This window comes from Deltaproteobacteria bacterium (genome assembly GCA_016931625.1).
In the GTDB taxonomy this organism is placed as follows: domain Bacteria; phylum Myxococcota; class XYA12-FULL-58-9; order XYA12-FULL-58-9; family JAFGEK01; genus JAFGEK01.
Genome location: JAFGEK010000144.1, coordinates 1 through 14,289, shown reverse-complemented (window position 1 = coordinate 14,289; position 14,289 = coordinate 1). Strand labels below are relative to the sequence as shown.

Below are 14,289 nucleotides of genomic sequence, written 5' to 3'. Positions count from 1 at the left end.
TCTACCTATCCAAACACATACGTTGCGTTCGCTTTTTGAAAATTAAACTTTTGTGACTGCAGGTGCTAAACCTTAAAAAAGGGTTAGCAAAGAGGGAAGCCGGTGCAAATCCGGCGCGGTCCCGCCACTGTAAGTGGGCAAAAGCTAAAGCATCATGCCACTGATTCTACTAAAAAGAATCGGGAAGGCGCCTTTAGCTAGCTTTGGATAATATACCAAAGCATTCCACAAGCCAGGAGACCTGCCTGCTGTCGTTTTGGTTACCTTCTCGCGGACAAGTGGGTACCGAATGCTTCCTTTTTAGCGCATTTGGCCCCTCTATTTAATCCCGCGTGAAAGAGAAAGTAATGCGGGCTGTAGTTAGCCATAAGGGCGCGGATTTCGTCCACCTTGGCGTAATTAAAATAGTTTTATTTTTATCTGCTATTTTTAGCGCACCAAATAAAGTGTTCGCTGATGAAGGCAAGGCGACTATAGTTGTGCCATCTTCATTAACAAGTAAACAACTGGTTTCACTTTCTTCTCAATATAACAATATCGCTGATGCTGATTTTGAGACGGTAGTACGTACAACTGCAGCTACAGACCCCTCTCCACGAGAAGACGACTCAGCTTCAGCTTCGGTGATTAATGAAACGCGCACACCTCGCAGCGGCGAGTCGCTGCCACAACTACTTACTGAGTTACCTGGTGCAACCGTTTCTCAACTCGGTGGATTAGGTTCACTTGCAACATTATCACTGCGCGGCTCAAGCGCTAACCAGGTATTGGTTTATCTCGACGGTGTTCCTTTGAACTCAGCAGTTGGCGGTGGGGTTGATCTTAGCACCATTCCAATAGGCGATATTGAACGTATTGAAGTATATCGTGGTATGAGTCCTTTAGCCTTTGGCTCCTCGGCAATTGGAGGAGTTGTTGCAATTAACACGCGTTCACCTAGAGAAACTGGGGCTTGGGTTTCTTTGGGTGCTGGTTCTTTTGGCCAAGAATTAGCCGAAGCTCGAGGAACTTTAGTTTTTAAAAATTTAAAATTATATGCTGGTGCTCAAGCCTTAAATGCCAACGGCAATTTCATATATAACTCAGATAATGGCACTAGGTACACTGCTAATGATGATCAAAAACTACGACGCCAAAATAATGAATTACAACAAGCTAGCGGCTTGCTTAGAGGAGCTTTTGATTTCGGTGATAGTCGTAAATTAATTATTAATCTTTCTGCATTCACCCGCGAACAGGGTTTACCGGGGTATGGTATTTATCCACTCACTCAAGCGGCTTTTGATACCAGACGTTTTTTAGCTTCCCTGGTTTTTAAGTCGCGTCCTGATTTTGTTAACAATGAGCCGATGCAAATATTGGCATATGCGGGTACAACCGAAAAGCGTCGTTATGATCCTCGCTTAGAAATATTACCACTGCCCGGCGATACTCGCGATACTACTAACACCACTGGGGCTACTTGGCATCTGACGATTCCTTTAACAACAATAGTAAAACTCAGCAGTGTTGTTGACACCCGTTACGAACAATATTTGCCACGTGACCTTACAAATACTATTGCAAGTCAAGTTGCGAATGTTAAAGCTAGTCATGTTTTTACTGCTGCTGGATTACAAACAGAATTAATCGTAGCGCCTATTAATCTTAAAATTACCCCATCAGCACGTTTTGAATTTTCACGCGAAACTATTGCCGGTCGTGATGCTTTTTTTACTCTGCAAAAAGCAAATCACTCAATTGAGCATAAATTACCTATTGTCAGACTGGCCCTATTACAAAAACCATTTACAGATTTAAATCTACGAGCAAATGTTGGTCGCTATGCACGTTTACCATCCTTAATAGAACTTTATGGCGATAATAGCTTCATTTTAAGTAATCTCAAACTTGATCCAGAATGGGGATATAATTTTGATGCTGGCGCCAATTATGAAGTTAATACTAATAGCAACAAAGTGATCTTCGACATAGCGGCTTTTGGTAGCTATGTTCATCAACTCATTCAATATAAGCAAAATACTCAAGGGCAGGTTCGTGCATATAATGCAGGGCAGGTTCGTATTTATGGCCTTGAATCTTCAATGCAGATACGTCTTTATAAATATTTGCAATTAATTTCACAAGTTACTTATACTGATAGTCGTGATATTTCAGATATAAAAGCTCACTACAACAAACAATTACCTTTACGTCCTAAATTGCGCTCATATTCTCGGTTTGAAGTTAGAGAATTTAATATAACATCACAATTAAATATTGGAGCGTATGTCGATACTGATTATACCAGTGATAATTATGCCGACCCTACTAACATGGTGCAAATAAACCAGCGTTTATTATTTAGCGCCGGAGTATATCTAAATAGCGTTAATAGCCATATACGTATTATGGCGAGCGTAAAAAATATTAGCAATACACAAGTTTCAGATTTAATCGGTTATCCCTTACCTGGTCGTAGTTTTTATATCAACCTCGATGTTACAACATCGAACTTATCACAAGGTATGTAAATTATGAAGTTCCACAATTATTTCTTTACAGCTTTCTCTATATTTATTTCATTTACTTTGGCTGGCTGCCCTGAAGATGAAAACCTACTAAACAAAGGCGGCCCAGCTTCTGGTATAGCTGTTGTCAACAGCGACTATGAAAGTACGAGCATTAGTTTGTTAAATGACGATTTTACCTTAGCACAGAGTAATTGTCTTAGCTCTGGTTCACAAACACCTGAATTATCACAAGCATTATCAGGCGACGTCGTCCTCGCAAGTACTCCTAAAAACGACAAATCAGAACTGGTACTTATCGATCGCAGCAATTCGGCAATCATTTGGCTCAATCCGGTCACCTGTTCTGTTCGTGCGCAACTCGCGGTGGGAACAACTGGCTCTGGTAATTTTTATGCTAATCCCCGTGATGTGCTCACGCTTTCTACAACTAAAGCATACGTGACTCGTTTTGCTCAAAATGCTTCTTATAATAGTGAAGAACCTGATGTTAACGATCTTGAACGTGGTGATGATATTCTAATTATCGATCCTAGTACCCCAAGTATTATTGGTCACATTGATTTATCAGAAATAATCGCCGCTGTTGATAATGCTAGTGTATTAGCACGACCAGCACAACTGATGCTTATTGACAATATGGTTTATCTTACTCTTGGTCGAATTTCTGCATTTTATGACACGGCCGCCCCTAGTATTTTGATTGTAATTGATTCCGAAACCGATACAATTACTGACAGTATCGAGCTACCATTTCTCGATTGTGAGGCTATGGCCTACATTAATGAAGCGCAAAATTTAATAATCGCTTGCTATGGACTTTATAGCGATAGCCAACCCCAATCTGAAACTGCTGGTATTGTTGCTGTAGATATTAGTGTTTCACCACCAACTATTGCAAAAAGTTATAATTATAATATTTTTGCCAATCGCACAGTTTCTGGTATGACCGTTGCAGCCATGGATAGCGATCAAATTTTCGTGGTGGTTATGGGTAATGGTGATGATCAAAATGACGAAATTTGGCGCTTATCTTTAAACAATGACAAAGTTGCCAGCGTATTTACCGCTTCTGGCAGTTGGCAGTTAAGTAGTTTATTTGCTGATCCTACCACCAAAAAACTATTAGCTACAGATGGTTCAATGACGGATCCTAAATTGCGCGTATTTTCTACGAGTGATGCTGCAACCTGCACCGAAGTTAATAACTTAAACCCTGATCCCGAACACAATTTACCCCCACGTCAAGTAATCAAATACTAAACTCGTGACTACAACAGTTACCTCCCCGGACTTGCGTGCTGATAGTAATAGCAGGCTATTAATAACTTGCTTGATCTTAGTAATACTCATGCTAGTTTTAGGGGCACTTTCATTAAGTTTAGGTCGAGCTGATCTTGATAATTTAACGCTGCGATCAACATTATTAAGGTTGCGCGGTATTCGGTTAGTTGCTGCTTTTATGGTAGGCGCCGCATTAGCCGTAGGTGGTGTTATTGTACAAGGACTATTTCGTAATCCCTTGGTTAGTCCCTCAATTTTAGGTACTACCGGTGGTGCTAGTTTAGGCGGGCAACTAGCTATAATTGGCTTAAATGCCATACTTGCGCGTCAACTATTTCATATTGCGCCAGAGTTAATTTTGCCTTTCGGTTGCTTAGGCGGTGCACTTATTGCCTTATTTATACTGCTAGTAGTTGGTCGAGTTTATAGTGGCCCCTTAGTATTTTTACTTGTTGGTTTTACTTTATCTTCATTGTTTCTTGCCGCTGGTGCCTTAGCTACTAGTATTGCCCAAGATAGTTGGGACCTTGGCCGTGCCGTTGTTGCCTTTACACTTGGTGGTTTAGGTGGAGTAGGTAAACAACAAGTTCTGATGGCACTTCCATTGACAATATTCGGTATAATTGCTGCATGGTTTTGGGGGCGGTCTATTGATCTTTTACTCTCAGGCGAAGAAGAAGCTGCCTCGTTAGGAGTTAATGTTGCACAAGTGAGACGTTGGGGGATTATCTGGACAGCATTACTTACCGCCGCTGCCGTTTCACTATGTGGTAATATTGGCTTTGTAGGACTGGTGGTGCCACACGCCCTGCGTCCATGGATCGGCGCTAATCATCGCCGTCTTATACCTGTCGCAGCGCTAGCCGGAGGCACCTTTCTAGTTGCTTGTGATTTGTTAACTCGTATATTGCCAGGACGAACGCATGTGCCACTTGGCGTAGTAACCGGGCTAGTCGGAGCTCCCTTGTTTTTGTTGCTTATTCTCAAACAACGCCGGGAGTTATTGCATGGTTGAACCAGCTTTGGCTGTTGCTAATTTATCAGTTAAGTTAGCTAATCGCACATTGCTCAGTAATATTAACTTTTCGGCAATGCCCGGCACAATCACTGGTATCATCGGACCAAATGGAGCAGGAAAAAGCACTTTAATTAAAGCTATTCTTGGTCTACTACCAGCGATCGGAAAAATTTCAGTAGTAGGGATGGATTCTACTAAATTATCAATACTGCAACGAGCTCGTCATATATCGTATGTACCACAATTTTCTCTCCTAACTGCACCTATTGCAGTACAAACTGTTGTTGCCCAAGGTCGATTCATGCATCGTAGTGGTTTAGGTAGCTTAAATAAAGAAGACAAAATTGCTATTACTGACGCAATCAAGGCTGCTGATATTGAAAATTTGCAAGAGCGTAGATTTTCTGAATTATCATATGGCGAAAAACGACGTGTATTAATCGCTAGAGCCCTAGCTACTAATGCCCAAATAATATTACTAGATGAACCAACTGCAGCTTTAGATTTGGCTCATGCTTTAACGTTATTAACTCTCTTAAAAAAAATGGCACAAGCTGGTCGCTGTATTATAACCGTACTTCATAGTCTCGATGAAATACTTACACTAGCTGATCACACATTAATTATTGCTAATGGTAAGTTAGCAATAAACGATACTACAAAAGCAGTATTTTCCTCTCCTAGATTAAGCGATATTTTCGGGGTTGAATTAATACCAGGTGGTGGACTTGGTTATCGTCTATATAATGAGGCCAAGTAATGAAAGCAATTACCTGGGCAAATATCAGTAGCTTTATTATTGCTATTATTTTGGCTTTAATATTTGGCTTAAGTTATCATAATGGCAATCAAAATATAGGTGCTCACCCTGAGATAAAACATTCTGATAAAGCTACTACTATTGCCGATGCAACCGGACATATTGTTAAAATTCGTAACTTTCAGCGGATCGTTTCACAAAGCCCAATAGCCGATCGCTTATTATTTGAATTATGTGAACCTAATCGCATTATTACTTTCTCACCTTATGGTGCGCAACAGTCACCATGGGGATATCAGTATGTGGGTAAAAATATTAGCGCTAATATTGCTGAGCCAGAAACTATTTTTACCCTGGTACCTGATTTAGTACTTGTTAATAGCAGCGGTAGTAGTAATGCTCGTAGTGTTGCTCGTTTACGCGAAGCTGGTATTGAAGTCTTTGATCTTGGAGAAATGCATGGTGTTGAATCACTAATTCAACAAGCACATCAAATTGCTAAACTTATCGGTCACAATGATCGTGGTTTACGTTTTACTAAAAGTTTTTTACGACGCTTACGCTCTATTGCTGCGACCCTTGATATTACATCACGCAAACGCGCTATTTACTTGGCTACTATGGGATCAACTTTATTTGGTGGCACCATTGGTACTAGTTATCATGATATTCTAACCTATGCAGGTTTAATTGATGTTGCCGCACTTAATAACTATCAAGCTTGGCCACATTACCGCACAGAAGATATATTAACTCTTGCTCCAGAAATAATTGTTACTAAAAATGGTATGAAGCAATTTATCTGCCAACACTCTGGCCTTAAAAACTTATCAGCATGCACCAAAGATGGTCAAATTATTGAGTTACCCTCACAACTTATTGATAACGCTGGACCTGCAATGCTTGATGCTGCCGAGCTTTTGTTTGCCGCAGTATATGAGTAAGATAATACGCCATAAGTATTACTTAGGCCAACGAGCGTGTAGTGCTTCAGCGGTTTTTATAACTAGTTGTGTTGCTAACTCGCTTGCCATAGCACGAGAATAGGCAATACGTTCAGAACCCTTATCACCCATTGAAACTTTGCCTTTTGCTAAAAGATGATATTCAGTCATAAATAATGGTTTAATTGCTGTAGTATCAAACATATTGCTTTCATAAGTAACACTTGCTTCAACCGTGCTGGTTTTATGTAATTTCACGCCAGTTACATCATAAAATTTCATCTGAACTAATATCTCTATCGTATTATCATTTGGACACATTGCATTCCCATCAATTATTTCTTTAAAATCATTAACCCGATAACGAATAAGATAGCGTTTGGTTTTTGCATCTCTTGATATGGCATCGCGCTCGAGAATAGTATCAGGTAAAAAACCTGATTTTTGCAATTGGCTAAAAGTCTCGCGACTTACACATTCCATAAAACTAGTCACATTGGGCGGTACGACACGTACATCATATTGTACTTCGCTTACCACAATCTGCTTTTTGGTTGGAACCACAGGAATTTTTGGTAGCATTGTTGGGTGAATAACTTTTGAGGGACCACACGCTGAAAACATTAATAAACCGACAACAACAGCTATTCGCTCACAATTAGAAATAATCAATGTCATTTTCATAATTATCCCCCTTCTGGTAAATAATACATACACCATAACAATTAAAACTGGCTAGATCAGAAATAAAAAAAGCCTTGTACATTGCTTTTTAAGAATTATCAATTAAAATCGGTCCTAATAATCCATCCATAAAAAATGAGTAAACAATTGCAATATATTATGTCAAAATTATTTCACAAACTTTTTATTAATAATTTTAGGTACGTATATGCTTATAAAATCTATTGTTATTTATATTTCGCTTTGTTTCACTGATTTATTTTTTTGTGCTCCCGTTACAGCTTTTGCAAATGAGTCCACTGAATTTGAAAAATCGCGATCTATAAAAGAATATAATATAAAAACTGACGAATTCGTAAACCGTGAGGAGACTAGCTCACAGTTAGCGGATCGTTTATGGGCTGAACTGTTAGCCGCCACTGACGATGAAATGCTACAGACTGCTATCGAACAGATATCCCCATTATCTTTAAAAGATTTTATGACTTGGGCGGCAATAGTACAACAAAACTTTGCTAGTTTGCCTCAAAAGCATCATCTAAAAGTCTTACGTCTAATTCGCAATAAAATTACCCATGATGAATTTGCTCTTTGGATTTTAAATTTAAACTATGTAGGTTGTTCTGAAGATTTACTGCAAATAATTAACTCGTTAGATTCTTCTGAAAAAGTAACCCCTGAAGAAATATACAACAAATATGCCAACAAATGGATGGACTGCGCTAAAGAAAATGACGCTCTTCGCCTCCCGACAGCGACTTTTCTTTTACGATATACTCCAGATAATGTTGACCAATATCCTAACGAATGGTTCAGTGCCCTTGAAGCTTGGAACACAAAAAACCCACAACCACCTTTTGCTCATATATTAGTAATTGCAGATTCACCGAACGCTACTACCGCAATTGCCCCATTGCTAAACACAAATCCGGTTCTTTATTTATCATTACGATTGTTAAAAAATGACGCTGCACGTCTTCTCGCCGAACAGGCCTTTACAAACCCAACATATAATGATGAGCAACTTACTGAAGATAATACTGACACTAAAATCGATGATGACATAACAATAAAAAGTAAAAAATATGCTGCCCAAGCAATTGAAGCCATTGGGTTTATTGAATCTTGTCCAATTGTTTTACAGGCACTAAAAAATGAAAAGCATTTCGAAGTCCAACGTTATCTATTATTAGCTTTATCTCGTCTAAAGTGCTCAGGTGGCATCGCCCAAATATTTCCTCTTATCGATACGACTGAACTAAAACTTCAAGCTGCTGCTGTCATTGCACTTGGTAGTTACCCCGATTTAACTAATATCCCACGCTTAATCTATTTTCTAAACAGTACCAATACAGAGATTAGTCAGGCTGCGGCGGCTAGCTTGATGCAACAACCTATTGTTTCTAACCATGAAAGTAGACCTCTTATCAAATTAGCTAAAACAACCCAGGATGATTTTATTCGTGCTAAACTTATTTCATATTTAGCAAAATACCGTACAACCACAATGGCCAAACTACTTTTTCCTATCATAAAAAAAGCAAACGATGATGAGACATTATTATCGGCGCTATTGGCTTATGATACTGACTTTAATATCTTATCAAAACAACGTATCCGAACTTTAGCTTCAATCGGTAATCTCGATTCACGACAAAACTGCCTTGAAAATGAAAGCTGTCAGCAACTAATAATTGAGGCGGCATTGGCGCTTGCACGTATTGGTGACACTAAAGCTAACAATATTCTTTGGGATTCTTTACAGTTTGCAAATGACCGTCAAACGAAAGAGGCATTGGCAGTAGCTTTAGTACAATTAAAAGATAAACGAATTAATAAATTTCTTAGTGCTTGGGAAAATGATGAAAATCGCCGAACTAAGATACGAGCTACAGCTCAATTAATTATTGCTAATAGCTTTTCAAAATTTTCATCTAACTCTAATGCTACCAATGAACAACAGCGTGAATTATTAAATCGAGAAATCAATCGATTTGCAAATACACAAAACCTTATTCCCAAAAACAAACAACTTCTCTCAAATATCGATAATACAAAACTTCAATACCGTGTTATTGGCGCCGGTTCAAAATATGCTAATTTAAAAGTAAATATTAATACTAAAGTGTTACCTCATGATAGCAAAATACATATTTCTTTGTTCGGCCTTAACGGGCATCACCGATATCTAGTTGATTACATGGCATATGAACTACAAATTGGTGAAAATATTATTCAACACCCGCTTAACGACTTACTCTTTTTTGAACTTCGTCGCCCACTTGAATTACAAATTGCTATTGGAGATGAATTTTATAATGCTCATATTGAACCACTTGGTGACTGGGTAGAAATTGCTATGAATGATGGCATAAACCCACTGCCAGAAAATGAAGCTCGTCTTATTTGTGGTGATCGTATTGCTTATGGCCATACAGATATTGCTGGCACGATTTTATTTGAAGGTGTTGCCCCAGGTATGTGCAGTGTTGATTTTTTAAACGACTAACAAATTTAGTTGCCTAGTTCACTGCCTATTGTTGTTGATACATAACTAATACGAGTTGCTGATTCATAAGACCCTAACTTGCTGCTAGCAGAGTGCCCACCGGTGATACCAGAAGCGTATCCTTCTTCACCATGCATTAGTTGACTTAAATCCCGGTGCTGGTAGCGCCTATAACATGCTCATGCGCATGGTATGAACTACGCACCAACGGCCCACTAATTACATTATAAAAACCACGCTTTAATCCTTCATTACGCAACATTATAAATTCATCAGGAGTATAAATTTTTTTAACACAAGCATGTTGTTTAGTTGGATTAAGATATTGCCCAATAGTCAATATTTCACAACTATGCTCTCGTAAGTCCTCCATAGCACTTAAAATATCACTTATCTCTTCACCTAAACCCACCATAATACCACTTTTAGTTATAATTTTTTGCTGCGACACTTTGTTATGATACGCCACTTGCGCAAGTAATTTAAGTGATGTTGTATATGAACCCTGGGGGCGAAGATAGGCAAATAGATTAGCTACTGTTTCAAGGTTATGTCCAAAAACAGTAGGGCTAGCTGCAAGAACTTTATTAATAACTTGCTCATTACCTTGAAAATCTGGAGTCAATATTTCAATACGACACTTAGGGTTAAGTTCGCGAATATAATTTATAGTCGCTATAAAATGTGCAGCCCCATAGTCCGCCAAGTCATCACGATCAACACTAGTAACCACCACATGTGCTAAACCTAATTGCTGTACTGCTTTAGCAATATTTTGCGGCTCGTTAATATCAAGCGCTGCCGGCGCTTTACCCTTGGTAACCGCACAATAACGACAAGCACGTGTGCATATATCTCCCATTATCATAAAAGTTACGGTTCGATGTTGCCCCCAACACTCCCAAATGTTCGGACAACGCGCTGATTGACAAACTGTATTTAATGAAAGCTTATTAAGCAAACGACCAATTTCGCGATAAGTATCATTATCGTTTATTTTTGCTCGCAACCATGGTGGACGTCGTGGTGGTTGATCATGATTATCAACTGCAACTATTTCGGTTATTTCACTCATGATAAGTTCCGTTTATAAAATTATTCACAATAATCTTTTGATTAGAACTGTAAAATTGCGGCAGTGCACTTGCAGATGCCTCATAAGGATTTCGCCCTAATACTGCCCCCGAATTTACAATTAGTCTATCTTCAACTTTATGAATACTTGCCATGCATCCAAGCTGGGCAAATGAAGTAACTCCACAATCATGAAGACCACAAGGAACGATTAAATCAAAAGCTTTTAAATCTGTAGTAATATTTAAAGCAAAACCATGCATAGTTACCCAACGAGAAACTCTAACACCAATAGCACCAATTTTTTTATTTTGAACCCATACTCCACGTTTACCTTCAGTACGCGCAGCTTTAATATTAAAATCTGCAAGAGTTCGAAGAAGTATTTCTTCAATACGATTTACATACCCTTTAATGTCTTGTTCGCCTTGACCTAGGGTTAAAATAAAATATCCAACAATTTGCCCGGGACCATGATAAGTAACATCACCTCCACGACCCGTGGCGATAAGTTCAACCTCTTTTTGTTTTAATTCGACCTCAGAATATAGCACGTTTTCTCTTTTGGCATTTTTACCGAGAGTTATCACCGGGTAATGTTCTAGAAGAAATAGTGTTTCTGGACCAAAACCTGCATAAACTTCTTGGTGCCGAGCTTCTTGTAAAGCAAGCATTGGCAAATAGGCTACCCGTCCCATTCGCTCAATACGTAATTGCCTAATAGACACCTACAGCCTCACATGTTGGATTCTTTAAAACCTTCTATATTTGCTTTTACTTGTGACATGAATTGATCTGCAACAGCACCATCAATGACACGGTGATCAAACGATAATGAAAAATACATTCGTGAACGTATTGCGATCATGTCATCAATAACTACAGGTCGTTTCTCAATCGCACCAATACCCATAATCGCAACTTGCGGTTGCGCAATAATCGGTAGCCCAAATTGGCAACCAAAAACACCTGGGTTAGTAATAGTAAAGGTCCCGTTTTGCACTTCATCGGGTGAAAGTTTTTTATTACGCGCTCGAGCAGCAAGATCATTAACTCGACGCTGTAAACCCAATAGATTTAATTCATCAGCATGATGTATTACCGGTACAATTAGTCCCCAATCTAACGCCACCGCAAAACCAAGGTTTACTTTCTGATGATAAATAATTTTATTTTCATCAAGTGATGCATTTAACACTGGGTAAGTTTTAATCGCATCAATAGTAACCTTCATTAAAAATGAAGTATAAGTTAATGATACCCCATGTTGTTCTTGCCATTTTTGTTTATATTTTTGGCGCATATTTATAATTTTAGTAACATCCACCTCCCAAACTGTTTGTACATGTGCTGAAATGCGCCGCGATAATTGCATATGTTCTGCAATTTTAGCACGCATTGTCGACATAGTTTCAATGCGATCACCTGAAAAAACTCGCGGCCGAAAAGCTTCAGGTATATTGCGATGCAGTTCAATATTAATACTTGAGAAATTATTATCAATGTCCGCAGAAGATTTTAAACTGCTTGCATTAGGCATTGCTGGTGATTGACTAGCTTCTATGTAACGCAGAATATCATCTTTGGTTACGCGACCACCAACTCCGCTACCTGCTATATTTGAAATATCAATTTTATGTTTTGTGGCAATTTTACGAACTAACGGTGAACTCAAATTACGACGGCGTGTTTGCTCAGTAGTGTCATTATTAGCCGCTTGAATATTATCAGAAGCATTTGTATTTTTCGCTTTGGTATTAGAAACATTCGATGTCTTTTCTACCGAGGCATCCTCAATTGAAAGTTCACTTTCATCATCAAGTATAGCCACAACCGTATTAATAGCTACAGTCTCCCCAGGATGAACTTTAATTTCTCTTAATACTCCCGTAGCTGGAGATGGAATTTCAGCATCCACCTTATCAGTAGATATTTCGAATAACGGTTCATCACGTTCAACAAAATCACCAACCTTTTTAAGCCACTGCGTTACAGTACCTTCGGCAATCGATTCTCCCATTTGCGGCATTATGACTGGATGCGCCACGATATATTTCTCCTTTTACCTAGGGGGTGTCCCTAAATAAATTCTCATATCTTCAACTAAGTTTAATTGCATAGAACCTCTGCACATATATCGCAACTATTTGCAATAAATTTGACCTATTGCTTTCTAGATTCGATATTTACATTTTAAATTATGTAGTAGTTCAACACTCTTCCCTTGGAGGGGTTATGTTGCGCGACGACCCTCTTTATTTTGATATCGATGTTGATCTAGCTCCTGTTTTTGGTACTGACGAATCTCTATTGGTTAGCGATCGCTGGTACCATTTACTACAATCTAACCATAACCGTGAACCACAAACACAACTAGAGCTTGAAGATACCTTTTCGGCTGAGCTTTTTCGTCTTGAATGTGAAGCACATTCTCGACAATTAGATCGTCGGCGTTCTTGGCGGGCCCCTATTATTTCGGGGGTTAACGTAGATCCAGGTACTCATTTTATCGCCACTAACGTCTCAACTATGGGATTATGCTGCTCCGGCAGACCTAGATCGGGTATGCTTGATATAGAATTTAAGTTACCAGGTCTTGCTTTTCCGGTTGCAGCACGCGCTGAAGTCGCCAGCTATGTCGATCGACCAGTTATTCCTCTTATGGGTTTGCGTTTCGTAGATATCGAACTACCCTATATTGAGCACATTAATCGTTATATCGACACAAAGCGTCAGCACCGTAATCTTGTTTAAGTTTAAGGTTAATGTTCTAACATACAAATTTGCATGACGGTCATGCATATCCAAATTGCTGAAAAAGGAAAGCTTCAACAATGAAACGACTAAGTATTAGCTTATTGTTTGCTTTCATCGCATCAATATATACTAATTCGGCTATCGCTGCAGTTGACTGGTCAAGACTAAAAAATACTGCAAGACACGATTCTAGACGCCACACTTTAGATTTTAGTTTGTTGTTTGGCTATTTATTTGGATCGTATAAACATTTGGGTGTTGCTAGCTGGTATGGCTTGCCAATATTGCCTGACGGTTTAATTGATGAAGTTAATGATGCCTTATTTCTTGAAGCTGGTGGTGCCTTTGAATACTTTAATTTTACCTTTGCCGCCTGTGATGAAAAATGGTGGCGAATTACTCCAATGGCTGGGGTACGTTATCAATTTTACTTAACTCATGATTGGTCAGCTTTTGCTACTACCAAAGTGGGCTGGGGTATAGGCTTTAACCACAAAGCTGATTGTGGTTTAACCAAGGCTTCAGTTTCAAATTTTGCATGGGATGCTAGTATAGGTGCTTACTGGCATTTCAGTGAAAACTGGCACATGCGACTTGAATTCGGAGCATACAGTCTCAGCCCAGGAATTGGTTTCCAATTATAAACTGTCATTTTTCTTATCAGGGGGTGTCCCTAAATGTCTCCCGTCGATCTTCACGAAATCCGCTACTTACGACCGCGTGCTCGCAGAAATCCTGCCTGCGACTTG

Annotated in this window: 12 protein-coding genes and 1 riboswitch; of the genes, 8 read left to right on the top strand and 4 right to left on the bottom strand. The window is 39.0% G+C overall.

Annotated elements, in window-relative coordinates:
- Positions 1-43 precede the first annotated feature (43 nt).
- Positions 44-264, top strand: a riboswitch (cobalamin riboswitch).
- Between the two features lie 68 nt (positions 265-332).
- The 5 genes from JW841_12055 to JW841_12035 all read left to right on the top strand — a co-directional run bounded on the left by JW841_12055 (position 333) and on the right by JW841_12035 (position 6,516).
- Positions 333-2,513: a TonB-dependent receptor gene (locus JW841_12055; GenBank protein MBN1961672.1), complete on the top strand. Its 2,181-nt coding sequence runs from the start codon at positions 333-335 to the stop codon at positions 2,511-2,513.
- Positions 2,514-2,516: 3 nt separating this feature from the next.
- Entirely contained in the window at positions 2,517-3,773 is a 1,257-nt protein-coding gene (locus tag JW841_12050; GenBank protein ID MBN1961671.1) for a hypothetical protein, read from the top strand.
- An 88-nt stretch (positions 3,774-3,861) separates the two neighbouring features.
- On the top strand, positions 3,862-4,809 hold the full coding sequence (locus JW841_12045) for an iron ABC transporter permease (protein ID MBN1961670.1): 948 nt from the start codon (positions 3,862-3,864) through the stop codon (positions 4,807-4,809).
- Positions 4,802-5,572 carry an ABC transporter ATP-binding protein gene (locus JW841_12040; GenBank protein ID MBN1961669.1) on the top strand — a complete coding sequence of 257 codons (771 nt, stop codon included), beginning with the start codon at positions 4,802-4,804 and terminating at the stop codon, positions 5,570-5,572. The genes JW841_12045 and JW841_12040 overlap by 8 nt, the downstream gene beginning before the upstream one ends.
- Positions 5,572-6,516, top strand: a complete 945-nt coding sequence (locus JW841_12035) for an ABC transporter substrate-binding protein (protein ID MBN1961668.1) — start codon at positions 5,572-5,574, stop codon at positions 6,514-6,516. Before JW841_12040 ends, JW841_12035 begins: the two co-directional genes overlap by 1 nt.
- 18 nt (positions 6,517-6,534) lie before the next feature.
- Here the strand turns inward: JW841_12035 and JW841_12030 are convergent, their stop codons facing one another.
- Positions 6,535-7,200: a hypothetical protein gene (locus tag JW841_12030; GenBank protein ID MBN1961667.1), complete on the bottom strand. Its 666-nt coding sequence runs from the start codon at positions 7,198-7,200 to the stop codon at positions 6,535-6,537.
- A gap of 208 nt (positions 7,201-7,408) precedes the next feature.
- Here JW841_12030 and JW841_12025 point away from each other — a divergent pair, with 208 nt between their 5' ends.
- A complete protein-coding gene (locus JW841_12025; GenBank protein ID MBN1961666.1) occupies positions 7,409-9,709 on the top strand; it encodes a HEAT repeat domain-containing protein in 2,301 nt (766 codons plus the stop codon).
- Between the two features lie 145 nt (positions 9,710-9,854).
- Here the strand turns inward: JW841_12025 and lipA are convergent, their stop codons facing one another.
- From lipA to JW841_12010, 3 genes are read right to left on the bottom strand one after another with little or no spacing between them, the layout of a single operon-like run.
- Entirely contained in the window at positions 9,855-10,784 is a 930-nt protein-coding gene (lipA, locus tag JW841_12020; GenBank protein MBN1961665.1) for a lipoyl synthase, read from the bottom strand.
- Positions 10,777-11,511 carry a lipoyl(octanoyl) transferase LipB gene (gene lipB / locus JW841_12015; GenBank protein ID MBN1961664.1) on the bottom strand — a complete coding sequence of 245 codons (735 nt, stop codon included), beginning with the start codon at positions 11,509-11,511 and terminating at the stop codon, positions 10,777-10,779. Before lipB ends, lipA begins: the two co-directional genes overlap by 8 nt.
- Before the next feature lie 8 nt (positions 11,512-11,519).
- The gene (locus JW841_12010) at positions 11,520-12,830 is read right to left on the bottom strand and encodes a 2-oxo acid dehydrogenase subunit E2 (GenBank protein ID MBN1961663.1); all 1,311 of its coding nucleotides are present in this window, start codon (positions 12,828-12,830) and stop codon (positions 11,520-11,522) included.
- A 188-nt stretch (positions 12,831-13,018) separates the two neighbouring features.
- On the opposite strand from JW841_12010, the gene JW841_12005 reads away from it, so the two are divergent.
- Both JW841_12005 and JW841_12000 read left to right on the top strand, forming a co-directional pair.
- On the top strand, positions 13,019-13,537 hold the full coding sequence (locus JW841_12005; GenBank protein MBN1961662.1) for a PilZ domain-containing protein: 519 nt from the start codon (positions 13,019-13,021) through the stop codon (positions 13,535-13,537).
- An 80-nt stretch (positions 13,538-13,617) separates the two neighbouring features.
- A complete protein-coding gene (locus tag JW841_12000) occupies positions 13,618-14,184 on the top strand; it encodes a hypothetical protein (GenBank protein MBN1961661.1) in 567 nt (188 codons plus the stop codon).
- Positions 14,185-14,289 lie beyond the last annotated feature (105 nt).

Coding starts and splice junctions, on each gene's coding strand:
- JW841_12050 (MBN1961671.1), top strand. CDS start 2,517: ATGAAGTTCCACAATTATTTCTTTACAGCTTTCTCTATATTTATTTCA.
- JW841_12045 (MBN1961670.1), top strand. CDS start 3,862: ATGCTAGTTTTAGGGGCACTTTCATTAAGTTTAGGTCGAGCTGATCTT.
- JW841_12040 (MBN1961669.1), top strand. CDS start 4,802: ATGGTTGAACCAGCTTTGGCTGTTGCTAATTTATCAGTTAAGTTAGCT.
- JW841_12035 (MBN1961668.1), top strand. CDS start 5,572: ATGAAAGCAATTACCTGGGCAAATATCAGTAGCTTTATTATTGCTATT.
- JW841_12030 (MBN1961667.1), bottom strand. CDS start 7,200: ATGAAAATGACATTGATTATTTCTAATTGTGAGCGAATAGCTGTTGTT.
- JW841_12025 (MBN1961666.1), top strand. CDS start 7,409: ATGCTTATAAAATCTATTGTTATTTATATTTCGCTTTGTTTCACTGAT.
- lipA (MBN1961665.1), bottom strand. CDS start 10,784: ATGAGTGAAATAACCGAAATAGTTGCAGTTGATAATCATGATCAACCA.
- JW841_12005 (MBN1961662.1), top strand. CDS start 13,019: ATGTTGCGCGACGACCCTCTTTATTTTGATATCGATGTTGATCTAGCT.
- JW841_12000 (MBN1961661.1), top strand. CDS start 13,618: ATGAAACGACTAAGTATTAGCTTATTGTTTGCTTTCATCGCATCAATA.